Raw genomic sequence first — 23593 nt, 5'->3', positions numbered from 1 at the left:
CGCGTGTCCATCACCAACCGCGTCCTGTTCGCCTTCGTGACGCTGACCCTGCTGACGATCGGCCTCGGGCTGTGGAGCCTCGACCAGTTCGAGACGGTGCGTAACGCGGGCCGCCTCATCGGCGCGCGGGATGGCGGCGTGACGCAGCAGGTGAGCGATCTGCGCGAGGCGCAGATCGAGCTGCGCGACACGCGCGCGCGCATCATGATCGGCTATCTCGGCCGCCGCGCGGCGCCGGGCACGCCGATCGCCACCGTCGCCGCGCCGATGCAGGAATGGCAGCGGGCGCTGGGCGGTGTCTCCGGCTCCCTCTCCACGGCCCTCGGCTCCGCCCAGACCTTTGCCGCCCAGGCGATCACCCCCGAACGCCAGGCCGCCTGGCAGCGCGTCGTCACCGCGCTGGGCGAGGTGCGCGCCGCCCTGCTCCGTCACCGCGAGCGGGTGGAGGCGAAGCTCCGCTCCGTGGAGGCGGACGACATCGCCGCGGTGATGGCCGCCGAGCCCGGCGTGATGGCCAGCGCCACCGAGCTGGACGCCGCGGTCGGCGGGGTGGAGGAGGCGCTCGGCACCCTCACCGCCATCGGGCAGCGGCGGGTGGACGAGATCACGGACAAGGCGCGCACCCTCATCCTGTCGGGCATGGGGATCTCGGTGGTGATCGCCGTCCTCGTCTCCTTCCTCACCCGCCGCGCCATCGCCCGCCCGATGGAGGGGTTGCTGGACTTCGTGCAGCGCATCGGCCGCGGCGAGCTGGCCGGCACGCCCGCGCGCGAGGGGCGGGACGAGTTCGGCCGGCTGGGCACCACGATGAACGCCATGGTGGCGAGCCTTCGCGACATCGCGCGCCAGAGCCGCGACGCGACCCAGCAGCTCGACGCCTCCACCGCCGAGATCCGCGCGAGCACGCAGCAGCAGGCGGCCTCCGTCGAGGAGCAGCTCGCCGCCGTGCAGGAAACGGCCGCGACGGTGGACGAGATCACCCATTCCGGCGCCCAGATCGGCAAGCGCGCGCAGGAGGTGATCGCCGCCGCCCAGGCCACCACCCGCACGAGCGACAGCGGGCTGCGCGCGGTGGAGGAGACGGTGCGCGCGATGGATGCCATCCGCGAGCAGGCCGAGCGCGTGGCCGAGAACATCGTGGCGCTGAGCGAGAAGACGCAGGCGATCGGCGAGATCACCGCGACGGTGAACGACATCTCCGAGCGCAGCCACCTGCTCGCCCTGAACGCGGCGATCGAGGCGGCGGCGGCGGGCGAGGCCGGGCGCAGCTTCTCCGTCGTGGCTGCCGAGATGAAGTCGCTCGCCGACCAGGCGAAGGAGGCGACGGCGCAGGTGCGCGCGAATCTCGGCGACATCCAGCGCGGCATCAACGCCTCCGTCATGCTGACGGAGGAGGCGGTGAAGCGCGCCGCCGCCGGGCGCGAGCGCACGGCGACGAGCCACGAGACGATCCGCGAGATGGCCGCCCGCGTGCAGGAGGCCGTGCAGACCTTCCAGCAGATCGTCGCCAGCACGAACCAGCAGCAGCTCGGCATCGAGCAGGTGATGGGCGCGCTGACCAACATCCGCCAGGCGAGCCAGCAGACCGCCGCCGGCACGCGCCAGCTCGACCAGGCGGCGGCGAACATGGCCGGGCTCAGCCAGGACCTCGTGCGGATCGCCGAGCGGTACCGGCTGTAGCCCGGGCGGGAGGCGGCGCGTGTCCGACTTCCGCGCGGAGCTTCTCGCGGCCTTCGCCGCCGAGCACCGCGAGCACCTCGCCGCGATCCGCGCCGCCCTGGCGGCGGAGGACGTCTCAGGGGCGGTGGTGCTGGACGCGGCCGCGCTGCGCGAGGTGTTCCGCCGCGCCCACTCGCTGAAGGGCGCCGCCCGCGCGGTGGACCTGCCGGGGCTGGAGGCGCTGGCGCACGCGCTGGAGGCGCTGCTCGCCGCGGAGATGGACGGGGCGGCGGGCGGCGAGACGCGCCTCGGCCCGGCGCGCATCGCCCTGCTGCACCGGGGGCTGGACGCGATCGAGGCCGTGGCCGCCGCCATGGCCGAGGGCGCGCCGCCGCCGCCGTTGGAGCCGGTGCTCGCCGCCCTCTCCGCCACGCCGGGCCCGGACTCGCTCCCGCCTCCGCCCCCACGGCCCGCCCCAGATGCGCCCCGGCCGGCGCCCGATGCCCCCGGCCCGGCGACCCAGCGCCCCGCCCCGGAGCCCGCCGCGCCTGCGGCCCCGCCCGAGGCCTATCTCCGGGTCGAGGCGGCGCGGGTGGAGCGGCTCTCCGCGGCCATGCACGGGCTGCAGGCGCTGATCGGGCGCCAGGATTCCACCCTCGGCGGCCTGCGCGGGGTGGAGGCGGAGCTGCGCGCCCTCCGCCGGAACTGGGAGGGGCTGCGCGCCGCCCTCTCCCCCGCCCCTGCCCTTGTCCCTCGCCTGCGCGGCTTCGAGGCGGCGCTGGGCGAGGTGACGCGCCGCGTGGCGGGCCTCTCCCGCCAGGGCCGCGCCAATGAGGACGCGATCGACCGCGCCGCCGCGTCCCTGGCGCATGAGGTGGAGGCGGTCGCCCTCGTCCCGGCCGAGGGGGTTCTCGGCCCGCTCGCGGCCGCGGCGCGGGAGATGGCGCGCGAGGCCGGGCGGGAGGTGGCGGTGCGCGCGGAGGGGCTGGACGCCCAGGCCGAGCGCCGCGTGCTCCAGGCGCTGAAGGACCCCGTGCTCCACCTCCTGCGGAACGCCCTCGGCCACGGGGCGCCGCGGGACGGGCAGCGGGCGGAGATCGGGCTGCGCGTGGCCGCGACCGGCGGCGGGCTGACAGTCAATGTCTGGGACAACGGCCCCGGGCCGGACCTCGCGGCCATCGAGGCGGTGGCCGTGCGCCAGGGGCTGCTGCCCCCGCGCCCGCCGGGCGCGCCCCCGCCGCCCGTGGAGGCACTGCTCGCCCTCGTCTTCGAGCCCGGCTTCTCCACGGCCGCTTCCGTGGACCACCTCTCCGGCCGCGGCATGGGGCTCTCCGTGGTGGCGGAGGCCGCGGCGGCGCTCCATGGCGGCGCCGCACTGCGCCCCCGCCCGGGCGGGGGGACGGAGGTGGTGATCGCCCTTCCCCCCTCCACGGGCCGCCGCTCCCTCCTGCTGGTGGAGGCGGGCGGGCAGCTGCTCGGCCTTCCCGGCGGGCACGGGCTGGTCACGGTCGGGCCGGTGCTGCGCCTCGATCCCGCGGCGCTGTCGAGCGCGGAGGGAAGGCCCGTCGCCCGCATCGGGATCGAGGGGGCGGAGACGCTCGTCCCGCTGCTGCCGCTCGCCGCCCTGCTCGGCGGGGCGGAGGAGGTTCCGGCGGCGGGCCCGGTAGGAGCCCCGGTCCCGGCCGTGCTGCTCTCGCGCGGCGCGGCGCGGCTGGCGCTCGTTGTCACCGCGCTGCGCGACGCCCGCAGCTTCGTGGTGACGGAGCTGGACGCGCCGGGGGCGGATCCCGCCCTCCTCTCCGGCGCCGCCCTGCTGGAGGGGGACCGCCTGGCCCTCGTGCTGCGCCCGGACGGGCTGCTGGACCGCGGGCTGCGCGAGGCGATGCGTCCCGGCACCCCCCGCCCCGCCGCCGCGCCCGAGCGCCCGCGGCGCCACGTGCTGGTGGTGGACGACTCCCTCACCACCCGCACGCTGGAGCGCAGCATCCTGGAGGCGGGCGGCTACCGCGTGAGCCTCGCCGTGGACGGGCTGGAGGCGCTCAACTCTCTGCGCGATCCCCTCGCCTCGGTTGACCTCGTCCTGGCGGACGTCGAAATGCCCGGCATGGATGGGTTCGGCCTTGTCGAGGCGATCAGGGCCGATCCCGCCCTGGCGGGATTGCCGGTCATCCTCATGACCTCCCGCGACAGCCCCGGCGACGTGCAGCGCGGGATGGAGCTGGGGGCGAGCGCCTATCTCACGAAGCAAGGCTTCGACCAGCAGGCGCTGCTGGCCACCATCGGCCAGCTGATCTAGGGCCGTGCGTTGAACCCTGTCCGTGTCATGATCGTCGAGGACAGCGCGGTGGTGCGGCAGCTGCTCGCCCACATCGTCTCGCGCGACCCGCGGCTGGCGCTCGCCGCGGCGCTCGACTCGGCCGAGGCGGCGCTGGCCGAGCTGGAGCGGGTGCGCCCCGACGTCATCTCCATGGACATCCGCCTGCCCGGGATGGACGGGCTGGAGGCCACGCGCCGCATCATGGCGGAGCGCCCGACCCCCATCGTGGTCATCGCCGACGCGGTGGAGGAGCGGGGACTGCGGATCTCGATGAACGCGCTCCGCGCCGGGGCGCTGACCGTGGTGGAGAAGCCCCTCGGCCCCTCCCGCGAGGGGTGGGAGGGGGTGGCGGAGGCGATCTGCACCCAGCTCTACATCATGAGCCAGGTTCCCGTGATCCGGCGGCGCCCTTCCGCCCTGGCCGTGCCCCGCCCCGCCCCCGCCCTGCCGGGCGCCACCCGGCCCTCGCTGGTGGGGATCGCCGCCTCGACCGGCGGCCCGCCCGCCTTGGCGCGCGTGCTGGGAGCGCTACCATCGGATTTCGCGGTTCCGGTGCTGGTGGTGCAGCATATGGGCGCACCCTTCATGGAGGGCTTCGCTGCCTGGCTGGACGGGCTGGTCGGCCCCCGGGTGGGGATCGCGAGGGACCGGGAGCTGCCGCGCCCGGGCCATGTCTATGTCGCGCCGGGGGACCGGCATCTCGGGGTGACGGGAGGAGGGCTGATGCAGGTGAGCGAGGCACCGCCCGTCGGGGGCCAGCGCCCGGCCGCCGACGTGCTGTTCAGCAGCATGGCGCGCTTCCTCGGCCCGCGCGGCATGGGCATCCTCCTGACCGGGATGGGCGAGGACGGCGCGCGCGGCCTGGCCACCCTGCACGGGGCAGGCGGGCTGACGCTGGCGGAGGACGAGACCACGGCCGTCGTCTACGGCATGCCGGCCGCGGCGGCGCGGCTGGGCGGGGTCTCCGCCCTGCTCCCGCTCGACCTGATCGGGCCGCGCCTGCTGCGGGCCGTGGGAGCGGAACCGTCGTGAAGGCGAGCCCTCCTTGAGCACCGGCACGGCATGGCGGGGGCCAGCGCCCGGGGCGGCCCCGCGGATCCTTCTCGTCGAGGATTCCGAGACCCAGGCGCTCCAGCTCCGCCGCATGCTGGAGACGGAGGGCTTCGCCGTCACCCGCGCCGGCACGGCCGAGGCCGCGCTGGACGGGCTGAACGGCCCCCTGCCCGACCTCGTGATCGCCGACTACCACCTCCCCGGCATGAACGGGGACGAGCTGGTGCGCCGCATCCGCCTGAACGTCCGCGCCCGCGCCCTTCCCGTGCTGATGCTCACCGATGCCCAGGGCGGGGCCCAGGGGGCGGATCTCGAGCGCCAGGGGCTGGAGAGCGGCGCCGACGCCTATGCCCCGAAATCGGCGGGGCGGGAGCTGATCCTGCTGCGCCTGCGCGCGCTGCTGCGCCGCAGCACCTCGGACGGGGAGGCGATGCCGGACTCCCCCGGCGCCGGCTTCCGCCGGGCGCGGCTCCTCCTGGTGGACGACAGCCCGACCCACCGGCTCTGGCTCCTCTCCCTCCTCGCCGGGGACGGGGACAGCGTGGAGGCGGTGGACAGCAAGGAGGCCGAGGCCGTCGCCGCCCGCGCCGAGGGCGAGGCGGGGGAGGCCTGGGACGGGGTGCTGGTGAACCTCGCCGGCCTCGGGCCCGAAGGCCTGGCCCTCTGCCGCCGGCTCGACGCGCTGCGCGCCCGCGCGACGGACGGGCGCGGCGACTTCCGCATCGTCGCGCTCCAGGGCAGCCTGGCGACGCCCGCCGACGCCTTCGAGGCCGGGGCGGACGACGTGCTGCCCGCCGAGGCCGGGGCGGAGGCCATCCGGCTGCGCGTGCGCGCGCTGGTGCGCCGCAAGCTGCTGCGCGAGGAGAACCGCCGGATCGAGGGCGCGATGCGCGACCGGCTGCGCGAGGTGGAGCGCGCCCGCGCCGAGGCCGCCTCCGCCGAGGCCCGCGCCGCCCTCTCCGGCGCGCTGGAGCGGGCGAATGCGGAGCTGGAATCGACCAACCACGCCCTGCGCGACACCCAGGGCAAGCTGGTGCAGGCCGCGAAGATGGCCTCGCTGGGCGAGCTGGTGGCCGGGATCGCGCACGAGATCAACAACCCCCTCGCCTTCATCCTGGCGCATCAGGGCACCGTCACCCGCCTGCTCGGGCAGGTCGCGCCGCGCGTGGCGGGCGATGCCGATGCGGAGCGGGCGGTGTCCAAGGCCCTGGCCCGGTCGGAATCCATGACCCTGGGCCTTCGCCGCATCCAGGAACTCGTGCAGAACCTCCGCAAGTTCTCCCGGCTGGAGGAGGGCGGGGCGCAGGAGGTGAACGTGCCTGAGGCGATCGGCACGGTGCTCGTGCTGCTGACGCACAAGCTGTCGGACCGTATCGTGGTGGAACAGGCGCTCGCCGCGCCCCGCGTGCTGCACTGCTCGCCGGCCCTGCTGAACCAGGTGGTGATGAACATCGTCGGCAACGCGGCCGACGCGATCGAGGGGACGGGGCGCATCCGCGTCGCCACGCGGCTGGAGGCGGGGGATTACGTGATCGAGGTGTCCGATACCGGACCGGGCGTGCCGGAGGCCATCCGCGCGCGCATCTTCGAGCCCTTCTTCACTACCAAGCCCATCGGCGCGGGCACCGGGCTCGGCCTGTCCATCGCCTATGCCGTGGTGGAGGCCCACCGGGGCGGCATCGCGGTGGACGACGCGCGCTGGGCGGACGGCCACGGCGGCGCGCGCTTCACCATCCGCGTGCCGGTGGGAGAGGCGGCGTGAGCCCGGACGGGAGCCTCGATCCCGGGCTGGCCACGGCCGGCAGCGGGCGCGCCACGATCCTCCTCGTGGACGACGAGGCGGAAATCCTGACCGCGCTGACCGACCTGCTGGAGGAGCGGTTCGAGGTCGTCTCGACCACCCGGCCAGAGGAGGCGCTGGCCATGCTGGCCGGCGGGCTGCAACCCGCCGTCATCCTCTCGGACCAGCGGATGCCGGGGCTGACGGGCGACGTCTTCCTCGAGCGCGCGCGCGCCTATACCGATGCCGAGGCCCTGCTCCTGACGGGCTATGCCGAGCTGGACGCGGTGGTGGGGGCGGTGAATCGCGGCCGCATCGCGGGCTACGCGGCCAAGCCCTGGGAGCCCGAGGGGCTGCTGGCCATGGTCGGCGCGGCGGGGGACCGCTACGCCCTCCGCCAGGCCTTGGCGACCGAGCGCGCCCTGATGCAGGGGCTGCTGGAGAACCTGCCGGACGAGCTCTCCTTCAAGGACGCGGAGGGGCGCTTCCTCCGGCTGAACGCGGCCAAGGCGGCGGCGCTGGGCCGCGGGGCCGAGGCCTGCCTCGGGCGGCGGGAGGCGGAGTTCCTGGACGGGGAGGCCGCGGCGCGGCTGGCCCGGGCCGAGGCCACCGCCGCCTCGGGCGCCGTGACAGAGTTGGAGGAACGCCCGGGCGGCGCGCGCTGGGTGCAGGTGAGCCGCGTGCCGCTGGGCAACGGCGTGCTGGTGACCATCGGACGGGACGTGACGGAGGCGCGCCAGATGGAGGCGCGGCTGCGCCAGGCCGACAAGATGCAGGCCCTCGGCACCATGGCGGGCGGCGTCGCCCACGACTTCAACAACCTCCTCACCGCCATCCTCGGCAGCCTGCAGCTCGCGGAGCGGCGCCTGGTGGGGGAGCAGCCGGCGCTGCAGCGGCTGCTGCGGAACGCGGGCATGGCGGCCGAGCGCGGATCGGCGCTGACCCGGCGGCTGCTCGCCTTCTCCCGGCAGAACGAGCTGGCGCTGCGGGCCGTCCCGGTGAACGGCCTCATCCTCGGCATGGACGACCTGCTGGCGCGCAGCCTGGGCGGCCCCACCGACGGGCTCGTCACCATCCGGCGGGAGCTGGGCGCGGCGCCCGACACAGCGGTGGTCGATCCCGGCCAGCTCGAGCTGGCCCTCCTCAACCTCTGCATCAACGCCCGTGACGCCATGCCGTCGGGCGGGACCATCACCCTCTCGACGGAAGCGGTGAGGGTGGCGGCGGACAGCGTGCCGGACCTGCCGGCGGGGGACTATGTCCGCGTCACCGTCGCCGATTCGGGCGTGGGCATGACGCCCGAGGTGCTGGCCCGCGTCTGCGAGCCCTTCTTCACGACGAAGGAGGTCGGCAAGGGCACCGGGCTGGGCCTGCCCATGGTCTACGGGCTGGTGCAGCAGTGCGGCGGCGGGATGACGATCGAGAGCGCGCCCGGCGCGGGCACGACGGTCAGTCTCTACCTCCCCCGCGGCGGGGCGGAGGCGCCGCGGAGCCCCGGCCAGAGCGGCGAGCCCCCCGTGGCGCGGCGCGGCGTGCGCGTGCTGGTGGTGGACGACGATCCCACGGTGCGGGAGGTGACGGCGGGCTTCCTGGCCGATCTCGGCCACGAGACAGTGGAGGCGGCGGACGGCCCCTCGGCCCTGCGGGCGCTGGAGGGCGATCCCGGCGTGCGGCTGGTGGTGGCGGATTTCGCCATGCCGCACATGACGGGCGCCGAGCTGTCCGAGCGCGTGCGGGCCATGCGGCCCGGCCTGCCGGTGCTGATCGTGACGGGCTATGCGGAGCTGACGGCCATCCCGCCCGAGACCCATGTCCTGCACAAGCCGTACCAGCCGGCGGAACTGGCGAAGCGGGTCGCGGCGCTGCTCGGCTAAGGCGCGGCGCTCAGCGCGCCGGCGCGGCGTCCTGCGTGGCCGCCTCCCCCGCGACCCCGGCCAGGGCGGCGATCTCGCGCAGGGCGGAGAGGGTCAGCGGCACCTGGGTGATGGCGCCGTCCACCCCGTGGAGGTGCAGGGCGACTCCGGCCGGGCCTTCCAGCAGGACGGCGGAATGGACGGGGCGGAGGATGCGGGGCGCGGCCGGGAGGGGGCTGGGGGAGGGCATGGGGACTGTCCGGTTCTTTTCCTGAGAGCGTGCCGGTTCTTCCGGCAGGCCAAGCATTCCGGTGCCGGAGTGAAGGAATGGTGAACGGAGCGGTCCGCCGGCCCGGGCCGAGGGGCCGGGGCGCAACGATCCTCTCTAGGCAGAGGCCTCCCCCGGGATTAATGGCGAACGGGAACGCCCGGATCCAAGGGGGCGTCATGGGAGCCGAACATCCGATGAACCGTCGCCGATTCGTCGCGGGTGCGCCGCTGGCCGCAGCCGCGGCCACCACGCTTGCCGCGCCCGCCATCGCCCAGTCCGCGCCCGAGCTGCGCTGGCGCTGCGCCTCCTCCTTCCCCAAGAGCCTGGACACGATCTACGGCGCGGGGGAGATCGTCGCGAAGCGCGTCGCCGCGCTGACGGACGGCAAGTTCCAGATCCGCATGTTCGCCGCCGGCGAGATCGTGCCCGCCTTCGGCACGGTGGACGCCGTGCAGCAGGGCACGATCGAGTGCTCCCACACCGCCTCCTACTACTTCGTCGGCAAGGACCCGACCTTCGCCTTCGACGGCACCGTGCCCTTCGGCATGAACTTCCGCCAGCTCAACGCTTGGCTCAACGCCGGCGGCGGCGCCGAGGTGATGCGCGAGTTCTTCGAGAGCTACAACATCGTCTCCCTCCAGGCCGGCAACACGGGCGCCCAGATGGGCGGCTGGTTCCGCAAGGAGATCCGCACGGTCGACGACCTCAAGGGGCTGAAGATGCGGATCGGCGGCTTCGCCGGGAACGTCATCCAGAAGCTCGGCTCCGTGCCGCAGCAGATCGCGGGCGGCGACATCTACGCCTCGCTCGAGCGCGGCACGATCGACGCCGCCGAGTGGATCGGCCCGTATGACGACGAGAAGCTCGGCTTCAACCGCGTCGCGCCCTACTACTACTACCCCGGCTGGTGGGAGGGCGGGCTCAACCTGTCCGTGCACGTCAACAAGGCGAAGTATGACGAGCTGCCGCCCCTCTACAAGGAGGCGCTGCTGAGCGCCTGCCGCGACGCCACCATCGAGACGATCGCCAAGTACGACGCGCAGAACCCGCAGGCCCTACGCCGCCTGCTCGCCGCCGGCACGCAGCTCCGCGCCTTCCCGCGCGAGGTGATGCAGGCCTGCTACCGCGCCACTTTCGAGCTCTACGACGAGACGGCGGCGACGAACCCGCGCTTCAAGAAGGTCTATGACCACTTCAAGGCCTTCCGCGACACCCAGCTCCAGTGGTTCCGGGTGGCGGAGAATTCCTACGACAGCTTCGTGTACCTGATGCAGGCGCAGGAGCAGCAGCAGGCCGCGCAGCCCCGTCGCTGAGCGGCCCCGAAGGATTGGAATGACGATGAAGCCCCTGCTCGCCTTCAGCCGGGTCGTGGATGACATCAACACCCGGGTCGGCTGGCTGGCCGACTGGATGACGCTGGCCGCCTGCGCCATCAGCGCCGGCAACGCCTTCGTCCGCTACGGCATCTCCTACTCGTCCAACGCCTGGCTGGAGGTGCAGTGGTACCTCTTCGCCGGCATGGTCATGCTGGGGGCGAGCTACACCCTCTTCCGCAACGAGCACGTGCGCGTGGACATCCTTTACGGCAACATGTCCGAGCGGATGCGGCTCTGGGTGGACATCCTGGGCATCATCGTCTTCCTCCTGCCGGCCATGATCCTGCTGGCCTGGATGACCTGGCCCTTCTTCCTCGACAGCTGGCAGCGCGGCGAGACGAGCCAGAACGCGGGCGGGCTCATCCGCTGGCCCGTGAAGCTGATCCTTCCCGTGGGCTTCGCGCTCATCGCGCTGCAGGGCATCTCCGAGCTCATCAAGCGCATCGCGCTGCTGCGCGGCCTGCGGCCCGAGAGCGAGGCGGTCGTCGCCTATGAGCGACCTCTCCAGTAACCCTCTGACGACGACCGGACAGGACTTCCCATGACCGAGGATGTGATGCCCCCGCTGATGTTCGGCGGGCTGGTGGTCTTCCTTCTGCTCGGCTTCCCCGTGGCCTTCTCCCTGGCCGCGGTGGGGCTGTTCTTCGGCTTCATCTCCATCGAGCTGGGCTTCTTCACCACGGCCTATCTCGGCAACCTGCCGCTGCGCGTCTTCGGCACGCTGTCGAACGACCTGCTGCTCTCCATCCCCTTCTTCACCCTGATGGGCGCGATCCTAGAGCGCTGCGGGCTGGCGGAGGACCTGCTGGAAGGCACGGGGCAGCTCTTCGGCAAGATCCCGGGCGGCCTCGCCTATGCGGTGATCCTGGTCGGCGCGGTGCTCGGGGCCATCACCGGCACGGTCGCGGCCTCCGTCATCGCGATGGGCATGATCTCCCTGCCCATCATGATCAAGTACGGCTACGACATGCGGATCGCGACGGGGGTGATCGCGGCGTCTGGCACCATCACGCAGCTCATCCCGCCGTCGCTGGTGCTCATCGTGCTGGGCGACCAGCTCGGGCGCTCGGTGGGCGACATGTATGCGGGGGCGATCGGGCCCTCCATCCTGCAGATCGTCCTGTTCATCCTCTTCATCGTGGGCGTCTCCATCTTCGCGCCCCACAAGGTTCCGCCCCTGCCGGACGAGGCGCTGGGCACGCGCGGCTGGCCGCTGATCTGGCGCGTGGCCAAGGGCATGGTGCCCTCCATCGTCCTCATCTTCCTCGTGCTCGGCACGATCTTCATGGGGCTGGCCACGCCGACGGAGGCGGGCGCCATGGGCGCGGTGGGCGCGGTGGGGCTGGCCGTGCTGAACGGCCGCTACTCCTGGAAGCTGCTGCGGGAGGCCATGGGCAACACGATGCGGATCACCGCCATGGTGATCTTCATCCTGCTCGGCGCGACCGTCTTCTCCCTCGTCTTCCAGGGCGTGGATGGCGGGATCTGGCTGGAGCACCTGATGTCCGGCGTGCCGGGCGGGCAGCTCGGCTTCCTCATCTTCGTCAACATCTTCGTCTTCTTCCTCGCCTTCTTCCTCGACTTCTTCGAGATCGCCTTCATCATCGTGCCGCTGCTGGCGCCGGTGGCGGCCAAGCTCGGCATCGATCTCGTCTGGTTCGGCGTGCTGCTCTGCATCAACCTGCAAACGAGCTTCATGCACCCGCCCTTCGGCTTCGCGCTCTTCTACCTCCGCGGCATCGCGCCCAAGAGCGTGCTGTCGCGCGACATCTACTGGGGCGCCATCCCCTGGCTGCTGCTGCAGGTCGTGCTGGTGGGCGTGGTGATCCTCTGGCCGGAGAGCGTGACCTACTGGATCGACAGGGGCACCGGCGTGGACCCGAACAGCGTCCAGATCGAGGTTCCCATGCCCGACATGGGCGAGGACGCGCCGCCCATCACCTTCAACTGACGGGCCCCTGATGGCTGGGTTCCTGGACCGGGCCCGGGAGGCGCTTCGCGGCGCCGTCCCGGGCCTTTTCCGTTCCAAGGGGGAAGCGCAGCCGGACTGGGTGGCCGGCCGCGCGCGGCTGCTGCTCATCGGCCCGACCGGGGCGGGGAAGAGCGCGCTGGTGAACGCCCTGCTGGGCGAGGGCACCGCCCCCTCGGGCGCCGGCGCGCCGGTGACGGAGGGAACGGCCTGGTACGGGCAGGACGCCTCCCTCCCCGTCGCCATCGGCGACACGCGCGGGCTGGAGGCGGCCGAGAGCGCCGGGCAGGTGGCCGCCTTCGAGGCGGCGCTCGCCGAGGGCGGGCCGTCCCGCCACCCGCATCTCGTCTGGCTCGTGATGAACGCCGAGAGCGGCCGCGCCTTCGCGGGCGAGGGCACGCTGGCGGCCCTGGCCGAGGCGCTGCGGCAGCGGTCGATCCCCTACCTCGTCGTGCTCACCCATGCGGAGCCGGGGCCGGATTCGCATTCCCGGCTGCGGGCGCGCATCGCCGCCGTGATGGGGGAGGCGCCGGTCTTCCCCGTGAACACCCTCGCGCTGCGCGGGGAGGGCGGGGCGGTGCTCATGCCCGCGCATGGGGTGGCGGCGCTGTGGGAGGCCTCCCTGCCCTTCCTCACGGGTGCCCGGCGGGAACAGGTGGTGGGAAGCTGATCGAGCAGGAAGGCCTCAACTGCGAGTGAGTTGCATTCAAGACCTCCGTTCCCCATCCTCCCGGCATGAAGAAGTCCGAAGCCACCGTCGCCACCGCCCATGCCAGCCGCTACCTCCAGCAGCTCGCCAAGCACTGGGCCCACAAGTTCCCCGTCGAGTTCACGCCCGAAGAGGCCCTCATCCGCCTCCCCGCGGGGGAGTGCCGCCTGACCGCCACGCCCGAGCAGCTCCTGGTCCGGCTGGCGGGGGCGGAGGACGCGGACATGGACCGCTTCCAGCAGGTGGTGGCCGACCACCTCCAGCGCTTCGGCCATCGGGAGGAGCTGGCCTTCGACTGGCGCGCGGGGGCATGACCCCCGGCTGACGGGCGCGCGGGCCGGTCAGCCCCCGCCCATCCCGCCGCGGAAGGGCAGGAGGAGCAGCTCGTACCAGGCCATGTGCGCCACCCCGTAGAGCCCCGCCTTCCACATCAGCGCGGAGCGGAAGCCGAACATCACCACCAGCATCGGCAGCAGGCCGAGGGCGGCGGTCCAGAGCAGCTCCCGCCGCACGGGCTTGCCCAGCGCGTCCGCCAGGGCGAGGGCCACGCGGTCCCGGTCGTCCTGGTAGACCACGCGCGCGATGCGCAGGCCGAAGCGGGGGATGAGGGTCGCGGCGCGCGCCACCTCGTCCATCTTCGTCTCCAGCGTGCCGATGGCCTGGCGGGCGAGGACGAAGAGGGCGAAGCGGAAGACCGGCGCCCCGCGCAGCAGCACCAGCGCCCGCAGCAGCGGCCAGGTGGAGACGATCCCCTGGGCGAAGTGGATGAGGTACCAGAGCAGCACCGCCCCCGCCCCCGCCACCGCCCAGGAGAGGCTGGGCAGGTAGGGCGCGATCGCGGCCAGGGCGAAGAACACGGCGGTGACGCCGATCGCCACCAGCGCCTCCTCCGAGATGTAGCGGAACACGGCGTTGCCGATGAAGGCCTCCACCGCTGGTTCCAGCTCCGCCGCCAGCTCCGCCTCGCTGCCAGCCAGCAGGGCGGCGATGAGGGAGGGGCTGTCGCCCTCGGGGCTGCCATCGGCCAGGCCGGAAGCCCCCGGCGGCATTGTGGGTTGGACGGGGGCTGGCATGCGGGCAGACTCCTCCCCGATGTTCCGACGCACCGTCAAGCTGGATCCGATCGCCGTCGCCCTCGACCATGCCCGCCGCGCCGTGGCGGGAGGCGATCCCCTGCCGCTGCTCCTCGTCTGCACGGGGAGGGAGAGGGCGGAGATCGCCGCCGCCGCGGGGCTGGCCGAGACGGAGCCTCTGCCGCTGGCCACCGCCCTCCGCCCCCTGCTGGTGGAGGGCGCGGAGGCCCCCCCTGCCCTGCCCGCGCTGCTGACGGCGCTGCGGGTGAGGAAGCTCTCGGCGCTCGGCGACACCTCCCCCATCGCGCGCGGCTTCACCCGCCCCGCACCGCGGCGGGGCAGCCTCGTCGGGCGGCTGCTCGGGCGCGGGACGAGCCTGCTGGACCAGGCCGTGGGCGCCGTGCCGGGGGTGGAGGAGCGGCTGGCCGGGATGCAGCGCTGCAACGTGCTGCTGGCCGGGCGATCGGGCGCGGGGAAGAGCACGCTGGTGAACGCCGTCTTCGGCCGGGTGGTGGCCGAGACCGGGGAGGGCGCGCCCGTCTCCACCGCCGCGAGCTGGTACCGCCACCCCTGCGCGCCGCTCCACCTCGCCGACACGCGCGGGCTGGAGCCCGGCGCCTACCGCGAGACGCGGGAGGCGGTGGAGGCGGAGCTGGCGCGGCTCGCCACCCTGCCGGAGGAGGAGCGGCTCCACGTCGCCTGGCTCGTCATCGACGCCGCCGGGGAGCGGGTGGAGCCGGCCGATGCCGATCTCGCCCGGCTGCTGGCGGCCCAGGGCGTGCCGGTGATCGTCGTGCTCACCAAGGCCTGGGGGGAGGACCGGCTCCTGGCCGCCGCGCGGGAGATGATCTCCGAGGCCCGGGCGGTGCTGCGCGTGGTGGCCGCGCCCCGCCTCTTCCCCGGTGGCGCGCGGGTGGAGGCGCGGGGGCTGGAGGAGCTGGTGGAGGAGACCGTGGCCGCCCTGCCGGAAGGGCGGCGCGCGGCGGCGGCGGCGGCCAATCTCGTCGCCCTCGCCCCCAAGATCGCGGAGGCCGAGGCGGCCATCGCCGCCCATGCCCGCATCGCCGCCGCCCTCGCCGCAACCCCCATCCCGCTGGCCGACGCGGCGCTCGTCTTCGGCGTGCAGGCGAAGATGATCGTGGACGTGACGGTGCGGATGGGCACGCCCGCCGAGGAGATGCCGGTGCGGGCCGTGGCCGCCGCCCTGCTCGGCCCCGCCGCCGCCGGGGTGGGCGGGCGCGTGGCGGCGCGGGCCGTCGGCACGCTGCTGAAGTTCATCCCCGGCCTCGGCAGCGCGGCGGGCGGGGCGGTGAACGCGGCGGTGGCCTACGGGCTCACCACCGCGCTCGGCCAGGCCTATCTCTCCTTCCTGAAGGACCGCTGGGCCGTGCTGCGGGCCCCGCCGAGCCTGGCGGAGGTGGTGGCCTTCCTCGGGCGCTTCCGGGGATAGCGCGCCCGCCCTCAGGTCCCGACGCGGAGCGGGGCGCCCATCTTCCTGAGGCAGGCGATGACCGAGAGGGCGGTGATCCGCCCGGTCTTGGGGTTCTCGCTCGGCAGGTTCTCGATCGACATGGTGAAGTTCGCGGAATCCGATTCGACCGCGATGCTGTGGACGTTGCGGGCGAGGGCGGGATCGGCCCAGATCTCCAGCTCCGTCCGGTCCGGCCCGATGCCGACGAGGGAGAGGGCGACGGCGACGTTGAGATTGGCGGGAAAGCCGACCGCCGCCTCCCGCGGCGTGCCCTTGAAGACCCGCAGCGGCTCCCCGATGCCCTCGATCTCGATCCCGTTCTCGATGAGGTAGGGCGCGCCGGCGAGGCCGCGCACGGGCTTGCGCGTGACCATCCGCACGCTGTGGATCACCCCCTCGGCCGCCGCCGCCACCGCGTCCAGCCCGATCAGCGCGCCCGTGGGCACGGTGATCTGCCCGCCCCGCTCGCGCGCGAGGGCGATGAGGTGGTCGTTCCGCAGCAGCGCCCCGGCGCTGAGCACCACGACGCCCTTGCCGGCACTCAGGAAGGGCGCGGCGATGGCGGGCAGCAGGGCGGCGGGGGCCGCCTCCACCACGAGATCGGCCAGGGGCTCCAGCTCCTCCACCGGCAGCACGGGCACGGCGCGGGGCAGGCGGGCGCGGGCGGCCCCGAGGTCCCGCGCCGAGACGGCGGCCAGCTCGCAGCCGGGCAGCCCGGCCTCCAGCGCGCGCACCACGGCCATGCCCACCGCGCCCAGCCCTGCCACGGCCACCCGCAGCGGCGATCCCTTGCCCATGAACCACTCCCTTCCCGGCGGTCCGGTCGCAACCCGTACCGCACCTATTCCGTGTCCCCCGCCAACACTTGCGCCACCCCGGCGTTAAGGAGGCGGAGGTTTCCCGATGACCGCGGCCTTACCGATCCGTGACGTGGTGGTGCTGGAGGACGACGCGCTCGTCCGTGATGTCCTGACGGACATCATCGAGGCTGAGGGCTTCTTCGTACATCCCGTCGCCACCGCCGCCGACGCGCTTGCCCGGATCACGGCGAGTGCGGGATGCAGCCTGCTGCTCGCCGATATCGAGCTGGGCCCCGGGCCGAACGGCTTCGAGGCCGCCCGCGCGGCGCAGGAGCGGCACCCGGAGCTGCCGGTGATCTATCTTACGGCCTGGCCGGCCCATTCCAACGACCGCCACTTCGGCCCGAGGGAGCGCTTCCTGCGCAAGCCCTTCCGGACGCCCGAATTAGTGGAGGCGATCCGCAGCCTGGCCGCCGCCCCCTTCTTCCCGAGCGCGGCGAAGAACTGAGCGTCAGGCGATCAGGATCTCCCCGCCCGTCCAGCTCCGCAGCGCGACCGCGCCGAAGGCGAAGGAGGTGCCGGGGACTTCCGTCTCCTGCCCCCCGGCATACAGGACGAGGGTGTCCGGCCCCTCCGCCTCCACGGCGAAGACACCGCCATCCTCCACCACGCTGCCGCGGAGAAGGGCGTAGCTCCCGCTCGGAACCGCGGGCCAGAAGGTGTCAGGAGCCTGAAACGGCGCCTCCAGAACCAGGACGGGACCGTCGGCGCGCCTGGTCACGGCGAGATCGAGCACCTCCCCCTGCTCGTAATCCGTGACCTCGCTGATGATGCCGCGCAGCCTGTCGCCCTCGCCGAGGATGCCGTCCTCCCCGCCGAGAACCCGGAAGTGGCTGAAGTCGTCCAGCACGAAACGGTCGGCGCCCGGCCCGCCTGTCATCACCGTCCCCGGCCCGATACCCTCGGCGAAGGGGCCGATGCCGCGGCTGCTGCCCTGCAGCGTGTCCTCCCCCGCACCGCCGAGGAGGCGGTTGTTCGTGAAGCCCGAGGCCTCCAGCAGGTCGTTGCCCGCGCCGCCATGGGCCGTGTTGCCGTTCGCGGCCTGCCCGGTGATGGTGATCCGGTCGTCCCCGCCCCCGCCATGCAGCAGCGCCGAGTAGCCGACGGAGAGGATCACGTCGTTCCCGCTTCCCGCGAGGACGGTGTTGTCCTGGGCACCGGTGCCGGCCACGGAGAACAGGCTGACGCTGTCGTCGCCGGCGCCGCCGAGGACTGTGTTGCCGTCGCCATAGACGGTGACCTCGTCATTCCCGGCCCCGGCGAGGACGATGCTGCCGGAGCCAGAACCGTCCGGGGGTGCGGAGATCACCAGCCTGTCGTCGCCGCCGCGCGCGAGGACGAGCAGCCCGTCCCCCTGCCGGTCGATCGCGTCCTCGCCCGCTGTTCCCAGGACGAGGGTGAGATCGAGCAGGTCGGAGAGGGAGGGGAGGTTCCGGTACGTCATCGCGCGAGCCTTTCCGGAGGGCTGTCTGCCGGGGGAAGGCTAGGGGAAGCGGGGCCGGAACGTTCTGCTCTTTGACACGCACCCCGCCCAATTCCGCGTGAGCCGCCGAAGGGCTAGAGCATCGCCAGCGCCTGCTTGCGCCGCGGCGGCGGGAAGGCGGCGTCCAGCTCGCGCAGGTCATCCGCCGTCAGCACGATGTCGCGGGCGGCGGCGTTCTCGCGCAGATGGGCGGGGTCGCCGGCCTTTGGGATGGCGATGATCCCCTCCCGCCGGAGCACGAAGGCGAGGGCGATGGCGGCCGGCCCCGTGCCGTGGCGGGCGGCGATCCCTTGCAGCGCCGGGTGCCGCAGCAGCCGCCCGCCCTGCCCCACGGGGGAGTAGGCCATCACCGGCATGCGGCGATCGGCGCAGAAGGGCAGCAGGTCGTATTCCGGCCCCCGGGCCTCAAGGTTGTACAGCACCTGGTCGGTCGCGCAGTCCGGCAGGGCGGCGCCGAGTTCCTCCAGGTCCTCCACGTCGAGGTTGGAGACGCCCCAGCGGCGGATCTTCCCGGCCTCCACCAGCCGGGAGAAGGCCTCCACCGTCTCGGCCAGCGGCACGCCGCCGCGCCAGTGCAGGAGGTAGAGGTCGATCGCCTCCACCCCCATCCGGCGCAGGCTCGCCTCGCAGCTCCGGGCCATCAGGGCGCGGGAGGCGTTCTGGGGGTAGACCTTGCTGACGATGAAGGCCTCCTGCCGCCGGCCCGCGACGGCGTCCCGCACCACCTCCTCCGCCCCGCCATCGGCGTACATCTCGGCGGTGTCGATCAGCGTCAGGCCGAGATCGAGGCCGAGGCGCAGCGCGTCGGCCTCGGCCCGCCGGTCGGAGCCGCGCTCGCCCATGTGCCAGGTGCCCTGTCCCAGGGCCGGGACGCGGGTGCCGTCGGGCAGGGTGGCGTGCTTCATGGGCGGGCTCTCCTCTTCCGGTCACGCGATCGCGCGGCGCCGCGGCGGCGCGGCCATGGCAGGATGGGGAGCATGATGCGGCTTGTCGCCCCTCTCCTCGCCATCCTCGCGGCCGGACCCGCCCTCGCCCAGGGCGGGGCGCCCGCCACGGGTGGCGCCCCCGGGGGTGTCACTGAGACCTTCGGCCCCTGGCTGCTCTCATGCGCGATGGACCGCATGACGGACAACTCCGCCTGCCGGATGCTGCACCGCCGGCCGGTGGAGCCGGCGTCGGCGGGCATGGCCGCCCTGGCCCTGGAGGTGGAGGACCGCGGGGGGCGGCTCGTCCCCGTGGTGGCGGCGCGCGATCTCTCCCTGGAGGGGGCCGCGCGCGGGGTGCTGGCGCTGACCGGCACGGTGCAGCTCCGCTTCCCGCCCAGCCGCCTGTTCGAGATGCCCTGCGGGCTGGAGGGGCGCTCCCTCGTCTGCGCCCCGCGGGAGGCGGACCTGGCCCGCGCCGCGGCGGAGCTGCCGGGGGCGGACCGGGTGCTGCTGCGCGTCACCGGCCTGCTGGTACCGGACGCCCAGGCCATGCGGGAGCCGGTGGAACTCCCTCTTTCCGACACGCCCGCCGCCCTCGCCCGGCTGCGGGCGCGGCAGCCCGAGGGCACCGCCCCTCCCCCGCCGCCCGCCTGGCTGGACCTGCGGGAGATGCTGTCGCGCCTGATGTCCCTGCTCGGGCCGCTGGGCGCGCCCTGAGCGCGGCGCGCCCGGCCTCAACCCGAAGGGTCGGGAATTGTTCTGCACCGGGGACGATGGCCCGGCCATGGAAGCCGCAGGCCGGCCGCGTCCGCCGGAACGGGAAAGCAACGGGAGGAACGGGATGCAGGATCGCGACCGACGGGCGCTGGAAGCCGGAAGCCGCCGGGGCGTCGCCGCCCCGCGCGCGCTCGCCATCATCGCCCTCGCCGCCATGGCCGTGACGGGCTGCGCCGGGCGGCAGGAGGTGCCCGGCATGGCGGCGGCGGTCTCGCCCGTCACGGAACCCGCCCCGCCCGTGCCGGCCCCCGCCCTTCCCCTCGACGCCGCCGTGGCGGAACTGACCGGCGCCCTGCTCGCGCCGGCCGCGGCGCCGGGCGGCCGGGTAGCGGTGGCGATCGACCCCTTCATCGACCAGGGCACGGGCACGGAGACCGAGGCCACGCGCGCCGTCGTGGCCCGCATGGCGGAGCGGGTGCGCCGGGACCTCTCCGCGATCGGCCTGCTCCCCCTCACCCCGGGCACCGTGAACGAGCAGCCGCTCGTCCTGCTCGGCAGCCTCGCCACCGAGGCGGGCGACGCGCCCCCGCCCGGTGCCTTCCGCCTACGCGCGGTCCTCGCCGACCTGCGGACCGGGCGCATCCTCCGCGCCGCCACGGCGCGGGTGGGGGCGGGGGAGATCGACACCACCCTCGCCCCCTTCTTCCGCGACAGCCCGGGCTGGCTGCCGGACGAGGCCGCCGCCGCCTATCTCCGCACCGTCAATGCCGGGGCCGGTCAGTTCGTCGATCCGCTCTACCGTCAGGCCATCCTCGTGCAGGCGCTCGTGGCCGAGGGCATGGTGGCCTATGAGGCCGGGCGCTACGCCGAAGCCTATGAGAACTACTCCCGGGCCGGGCAGCTCCCGGGGGGCGACCAGATGCGCGTCTACAACGGCGTCTATCTCGCCACACGCGCCCTCGGCCGGCCGGGGGACGCGGAGGTGGCCTTCGGGCGGATCGTGGAGTTCGGCCTCCGCCACGGCCGGCTCTCGATCCGCTTTCTCTTCCCCCCGGGCTCGACCGCGCTCCTGCCCACGGTCGGCGCGGGCGACACGAACCGCGTCTGGCTCCGCCAGGTCGCGCAGCAGGCTTCGGAGAGGGGGGCCTGCCTCGAACTCACGGGCCATGCGAGCCCGACCGGCTCGGCCGCGGCGAACGAGCGCCTCTCCCTCGCGCGGGCGGAGGCGCTGCGGGCGCGGCTGGTGGCAATCAGGCCGGAGCTGCGGGACCGGATCCGCGCCATCGGCCTCGGCGCCCGCAACCCCCTCGTCGGCACGGGCGCGGACAACGCCTCCGACGTGCTGGACCGGCGGGTGGAGATCGAGCCGGTCTCCTGCGGCACCTTCCCGAACGGCCTCCTGTAGCGGGGGAGGCCCGGGCTAGAACCGCCCGCCGATGCCGAGCGTGACCCTCCCCTCGCCCGACGCCCCCGGGCAGGAGCCGCCGATGCGGAGCGGCGCCGTGCGGAAGGTGGCGAGCTCCAGCTTCAGCTCGCAGGAGGAGGGCGGGCGGGATTCGCCGATCTCGGTGCCCAAGGCCTTGATGGAGATGAGCTGCAGGTCGAAGCGCGCCTCCGGGAAACCGAGGGGGGCGAGGCTGCCGGAGAAGCCGATCTCGCCGCGCAGGGCGAGGCTGGGCGAGGCCATGCCGCGGGGGACGGGCCCGGCCACCCCGGTGCGATCGCCCAGCCCGCCCCGCGCGCGGAACCCGAAGCCGGCCGGCAGGGTGACGGACAACTCCTCGAAGAGGGCGCCACCGATGCCTTGCCGCGCGCCGGGGTCCCCTTCCTGCCAGACCGCCTGGGCCCGGATCGTCGGCACGAGGGAGAGGGCGAAGCGCCCGTGCTGGAGCAGCCGGTAGCGCGCGCCCATCGCGCCCGCGCCATGGGCGTGGACGATCTGCCCCGCGGTGTCGCGCTTCGGCTCCGGGCTCTCGCCATTGATCCAGAAGGCCTTGTCCGGGCTCGTCCACCCCAGGCGCATGGGCGGGGAAGGCAGGACCGCCCTGGTCGCCTGGCCCGTGAGGGACTGCCCCTCGGTCAGCATCTCATAGGACGCGGCCGGGCGGGCGGGCATCAGGACGCAGAGGAGCGCCGCGGCCAGCAGACGAAAATAGGGCGGAATCATGGCGGGACCGGGGCAAAAGTGGCGAAACCATGTCCGGGTTAAGAGAGAGCCGCCGCCGGGCTCAAGGGAAAACTCACGAAATCGTGAGCATGGGATGGGGGTGTTGCTTCAGGGCATCGCCGGAAACGCGCCGCGCGCACTCAGCCCCGCGATGCAGGGACGGTGAGGACGAGAATTCGGGAAGGCACGGCGCCCGCCGGGCCGCGGCTCAGTCCGCCAGGGGCTCCCGCCGCAGCAGCCACACGCCGAGGCCGATGGAGACGAGGAAGAGCACCCCGCCGAGGGCGAATTGCGCCGTCCGGTCCACCGCCACCCCGTCCCCGAGAAGGGCGAAGACGAGAGTCTGCGGCAGGTAGCCGACCGCCGATCCCGCGAGGAAAGGCAGGAGCCGCAGCCCGGAGAGGCCGGCGAGAAGGTTCAGCAGGAGGTTGTTCCCCACCGGCAGCAGGCGCAGGGCGAGGGTGGCGCGGAAGGGGCGGGCCGCCAGCCTGTCATGCAGCGGGCGGAGCCGTTGCCCGAAACTTCCTTCCAGCCGCCGCGCCGCCCAGCCCCGCCCGATCAGCCGCGCCCAGCCGAAGGAGGTGGCGCAGCCCAGGAGCTGCGCGAGGAGGGAGAGGGGCACCCCCACCGCCGCGCCGAAGGCGTAGCCGCCGAGGAAAGCCACCGCCTGGCGCGGCAGCCCGGCCGCGGCAGCCAGGGCACCGGCGAGGATGAACACTGCCTCCCCCCACAGCCCCTGGCCGCGGATCCACCGGTCCACCCATTCCGTGCCTGTCTCACCGCCCGGCGCGAGGCCGAGGGTCCGGATGACCCAGCCCGCGAGGCCGAGCCCCGCGGCCAGCACCACCAGCCGCGCCGCGGCCTCCAGCCCCCGGCGGGTGCGGGAGGACGCCTCGTCCGGTCCGGGGGCGGACGGCCCCCTCCCGGACCCGCTGGCCCCGGTCACGGCCGCCGCACTCACGCCTCCCCGGCCTCGTCCGGCAGCAGGCGGGGGCGCTTCCAGCGGCGCTGCAGCCACATCATGCCGAGCAGGTCCACGATGCCGACGGCCAGCCGGTCCAGCGTGCCGTAGTTGGAGACGCCGCGCGTGCGCGGGCGGTGCCCCACCGGCTCGCTCACCACCCGCCCGCCGGCGCGAAGCACGAGGGCGGGCAGGAAGCGGTGCATGTGGTCGAAATGCGGGAGGGAGAGGAAGAGGTCGCGCGGGAAGACCTTCAGCCCGCAACCCGTATCCGGCGTGGCATCGCCCAGCAGCCGCGCCCGCACGCGGTTGGCGATGCGGCTGGTGAAGCGCTTGGTGGCCGTGTCGCGGCGGGTGGTGCGCCATCCCGCCACCAGCGTGTCCGCCCCCTCCGCCCGGGCGCGGGTCCAGAGCCGGGGGATGTCGGCGGGGTCGTTCTGCCCGTCGCCGTCCAGCGTCGCGATCCAGGGGGCGCGGGCGGCGCGGATGCCGGTGACGACCGCCGCGGACTGCCCGCAGGAATGGGCGTGGCGCAGCAGCCGCACGGGCGCGCCCGCCGCGGCGGTGTCGCGCACGGCCGCGGCGGTGGCATCCGTCGATCCGTCGTCCACATAGAGGATCTCGTGCGGCACCCCGGAGAGGGCGGCGGTGATCTCGGCCACCAGCGGGGCGATGTTCGGCGCCTCGTTCCGCACGGGCACCACCACGCTGATAGCGGGCACGCTGATGGCGGGGCCTCCCGCTTCCGGGGCACCGGGCATCGCGGCGCGCTCGGCGGGGCCGCCGGACAGGGGTGGGACGGGGGACATGCGGCGGCGGGGGGTAGCAGGGGGCGGGGGGCGCGTCCAGCGCGCCGGCGGTGTAAGGAATCCTACCGATGCCGGGGATCGCGGCGCCTACCTCTTGCCCCGCATGCCGGACAGTACTTCCTTGCGGCTTCCTAACCCC

22 protein-coding genes are annotated in these 23593 nt (G+C 74.1%); 14 read left to right on the top strand and 8 right to left on the bottom strand.

The window, feature by feature from the left end:
• Nucleotides 1-3 precede the first annotated feature (3 nt).
• From FHS87_RS13185 to FHS87_RS13165, 5 genes are read left to right on the top strand one after another with little or no spacing between them, the layout of a single operon-like run.
• A complete protein-coding gene (locus FHS87_RS13185; protein ID WP_184518978.1) occupies nt 4-1680 on the top strand; it encodes a methyl-accepting chemotaxis protein in 1677 nt (558 codons plus the stop codon).
• A 19-nt stretch (nt 1681-1699) separates the two neighbouring features.
• A complete protein-coding gene (locus tag FHS87_RS24480; RefSeq protein WP_184518975.1) occupies nt 1700-3955 on the top strand; it encodes an ATP-binding response regulator in 2256 nt (751 codons plus the stop codon).
• Nucleotides 3956-3982: 27 nt separating this feature from the next.
• Nucleotides 3983-5008, top strand: coding sequence for a chemotaxis-specific protein-glutamate methyltransferase CheB (gene cheB, locus FHS87_RS13175; RefSeq protein WP_184519233.1), 1026 nt, complete (start codon nt 3983-3985; stop codon nt 5006-5008).
• A gap of 13 nt (nt 5009-5021) precedes the next feature.
• Nucleotides 5022-6791: an ATP-binding protein gene (locus FHS87_RS13170; RefSeq protein WP_246418382.1), complete on the top strand. Its 1770-nt coding sequence runs from the start codon at nt 5022-5024 to the stop codon at nt 6789-6791.
• Nucleotides 6788-8683 (top strand): response regulator, encoded by a 1896-nt coding sequence (locus FHS87_RS13165; protein ID WP_312861991.1) that lies wholly within the window; start codon nt 6788-6790, stop codon nt 8681-8683. Before FHS87_RS13170 ends, FHS87_RS13165 begins: the two co-directional genes overlap by 4 nt.
• Before the next feature lie 10 nt (nt 8684-8693).
• Here FHS87_RS13165 and FHS87_RS13160 read toward each other — a convergent pair whose 3' ends face one another.
• Entirely contained in the window at nt 8694-8912 is a 219-nt protein-coding gene (locus FHS87_RS13160; protein ID WP_184518973.1) for a hypothetical protein, read from the bottom strand.
• 215 nt (nt 8913-9127) lie between these two features.
• Between FHS87_RS13160 and FHS87_RS13155 the strand changes: the two genes are divergently transcribed.
• The 5 genes from FHS87_RS13155 to FHS87_RS13135 all read left to right on the top strand — a co-directional run bounded on the left by FHS87_RS13155 (nt 9128) and on the right by FHS87_RS13135 (nt 13301).
• Nucleotides 9128-10246, top strand: coding sequence for a TRAP transporter substrate-binding protein (locus FHS87_RS13155; RefSeq protein WP_184518970.1), 1119 nt, complete (start codon nt 9128-9130; stop codon nt 10244-10246).
• 19 nt (nt 10247-10265) lie between these two features.
• On the top strand, nt 10266-10820 hold the full coding sequence (locus FHS87_RS13150; protein WP_312861990.1) for a TRAP transporter small permease subunit: 555 nt from the start codon (nt 10266-10268) through the stop codon (nt 10818-10820).
• Between the two features lie 30 nt (nt 10821-10850).
• Nucleotides 10851-12260, top strand: a complete 1410-nt coding sequence (locus tag FHS87_RS13145; protein WP_184518968.1) for a TRAP transporter large permease — start codon at nt 10851-10853, stop codon at nt 12258-12260.
• A gap of 10 nt (nt 12261-12270) precedes the next feature.
• Nucleotides 12271-12948 (top strand): GTPase, encoded by a 678-nt coding sequence (locus FHS87_RS13140; RefSeq protein WP_184518966.1) that lies wholly within the window; start codon nt 12271-12273, stop codon nt 12946-12948.
• Between the two features lie 65 nt (nt 12949-13013).
• Nucleotides 13014-13301, top strand: coding sequence for a DUF2218 domain-containing protein (locus FHS87_RS13135; protein ID WP_184518964.1), 288 nt, complete (start codon nt 13014-13016; stop codon nt 13299-13301).
• Between the two features lie 27 nt (nt 13302-13328).
• Here the strand turns inward: FHS87_RS13135 and FHS87_RS13130 are convergent, their stop codons facing one another.
• Complete coding sequence (locus FHS87_RS13130; RefSeq protein WP_184518962.1) at nt 13329-14060, bottom strand: hypothetical protein; 732 nt, start codon at nt 14058-14060, stop codon at nt 13329-13331.
• A gap of 19 nt (nt 14061-14079) precedes the next feature.
• Between FHS87_RS13130 and FHS87_RS13125 the strand changes: the two genes are divergently transcribed.
• Nucleotides 14080-15510, top strand: a complete 1431-nt coding sequence (locus FHS87_RS13125) for a GTPase (RefSeq protein ID WP_184518960.1) — start codon at nt 14080-14082, stop codon at nt 15508-15510.
• Nucleotides 15511-15521: 11 nt separating this feature from the next.
• Here the strand turns inward: FHS87_RS13125 and FHS87_RS13120 are convergent, their stop codons facing one another.
• Entirely contained in the window at nt 15522-16328 is an 807-nt protein-coding gene (locus FHS87_RS13120) for an aspartate dehydrogenase (RefSeq protein ID WP_184518958.1), read from the bottom strand.
• Between the two features lie 106 nt (nt 16329-16434).
• Between FHS87_RS13120 and FHS87_RS13115 the strand changes: the two genes are divergently transcribed.
• Entirely contained in the window at nt 16435-16839 is a 405-nt protein-coding gene (locus FHS87_RS13115) for a response regulator transcription factor (RefSeq protein ID WP_184518956.1), read from the top strand.
• A gap of 3 nt (nt 16840-16842) precedes the next feature.
• Here FHS87_RS13115 and FHS87_RS13110 read toward each other — a convergent pair whose 3' ends face one another.
• Both FHS87_RS13110 and FHS87_RS13105 read right to left on the bottom strand, forming a co-directional pair.
• Nucleotides 16843-17835, bottom strand: a complete 993-nt coding sequence (locus FHS87_RS13110) for a hypothetical protein (RefSeq protein WP_184518953.1) — start codon at nt 17833-17835, stop codon at nt 16843-16845.
• Nucleotides 17836-17948: 113 nt separating this feature from the next.
• Nucleotides 17949-18779: an aldo/keto reductase gene (locus tag FHS87_RS13105; protein WP_184518950.1), complete on the bottom strand. Its 831-nt coding sequence runs from the start codon at nt 18777-18779 to the stop codon at nt 17949-17951.
• Between the two features lie 72 nt (nt 18780-18851).
• Between FHS87_RS13105 and FHS87_RS13100 the strand changes: the two genes are divergently transcribed.
• Together FHS87_RS13100 and FHS87_RS13095 are read left to right on the top strand one after the other, a co-directional pair.
• Entirely contained in the window at nt 18852-19517 is a 666-nt protein-coding gene (locus tag FHS87_RS13100; protein ID WP_184518947.1) for an invasion associated locus B family protein, read from the top strand.
• A gap of 124 nt (nt 19518-19641) precedes the next feature.
• Complete coding sequence (locus tag FHS87_RS13095) at nt 19642-20922, top strand: OmpA family protein (protein WP_184518945.1); 1281 nt, start codon at nt 19642-19644, stop codon at nt 20920-20922.
• A 15-nt stretch (nt 20923-20937) separates the two neighbouring features.
• On the opposite strand, the gene FHS87_RS13090 is transcribed toward FHS87_RS13095, so the two are convergent.
• The 3 genes from FHS87_RS13090 to FHS87_RS13080 form a co-directional block, all read right to left on the bottom strand.
• Nucleotides 20938-21684 carry a hypothetical protein gene (locus tag FHS87_RS13090; RefSeq protein WP_184518942.1) on the bottom strand — a complete coding sequence of 249 codons (747 nt, stop codon included), beginning with the start codon at nt 21682-21684 and terminating at the stop codon, nt 20938-20940.
• Nucleotides 21685-21892: 208 nt separating this feature from the next.
• Nucleotides 21893-22630, bottom strand: coding sequence for a TVP38/TMEM64 family protein (locus FHS87_RS13085; RefSeq protein WP_312861989.1), 738 nt, complete (start codon nt 22628-22630; stop codon nt 21893-21895).
• A gap of 11 nt (nt 22631-22641) precedes the next feature.
• Nucleotides 22642-23406 (bottom strand): glycosyltransferase family 2 protein, encoded by a 765-nt coding sequence (locus tag FHS87_RS13080; protein ID WP_184519221.1) that lies wholly within the window; start codon nt 23404-23406, stop codon nt 22642-22644.
• Nucleotides 23407-23593 lie beyond the last annotated feature (187 nt).

The sequence above is a fragment of the Muricoccus pecuniae genome (genome assembly GCF_014199205.1).
Taxonomy (GTDB): Bacteria; Pseudomonadota; Alphaproteobacteria; order Acetobacterales; family Acetobacteraceae; genus Roseomonas; species Roseomonas pecuniae.
Note: the sequence above shows the minus strand (reverse complement) of the source record. Positions and strands in the feature narration are given on the sequence as shown.